We start from the raw sequence: 503 nt of genomic DNA, 5'->3' as shown, positions 1-503 counted from the left end.
TCAAGGAGTGGCGCGCTGTCGCAACCAGATACGAAAAAACAGCAACGTCGTTCCTCGCGGTCATCCACATCGCTGCCGCAGCAGACTGGATCAAGCCCTAACAGGCCCTAGCCAAAGAAGGCTTCCTGCGCCGACTATTCGGTACCGTCGGATCGGAACACTTGTCGACCGACGAAGCGAAGGCAGTTTTGGCTACCTCGTCCGAGATTACGGTTACCAACAGTCGTCTGTTCAGCATCACATCAAGTTGTATTGATGTAAGTGACGACTATTACTGGCTGGATAGGGAAGTGAGGGCAAAGCCGGCCGTTCGCGAAGCAATGGCCGCTCTCGACCTCGTTCGTGAAAAGCTACGCCTTAGCAGCCTGTCGGGTTGGGTTACCCAGTGAAGGGGTAAGGTTGTAAGGTGGTGAGATGAGCAGCTTCATCCCGTTTGACCGGTCTCAGCCGTATCTTCTGCCGCCTGATCTGAAGTCGTGGCTTCCGGCTGACGATATGGCGCA

1 protein-coding gene and 1 pseudogene are annotated in these 503 nt (G+C 55.3%); both read left to right on the top strand.

The window, feature by feature from the left end; all coding sequences use genetic code 11:
- Nucleotides 1–101: pseudogene (locus tag GOB93_RS21090) on the top strand (IS5-like element ISMex42 family transposase); the annotation flags it as partial.
- Nucleotides 102–161: 60 nt separating this feature from the next.
- On the top strand, nucleotides 162–389 hold the full coding sequence (locus GOB93_RS21085) for a hypothetical protein (protein ID WP_173585292.1): 228 nt from the start codon (nucleotides 162–164) through the stop codon (nucleotides 387–389).
- Nucleotides 390–503 lie beyond the last annotated feature (114 nt).

This window comes from Acetobacter musti (genome assembly GCF_011516835.1).
Taxonomy (GTDB): Bacteria; Pseudomonadota; Alphaproteobacteria; order Acetobacterales; family Acetobacteraceae; genus Acetobacter; species Acetobacter musti.
This window is presented reverse-complemented; position numbering and strand designations above follow the sequence as displayed.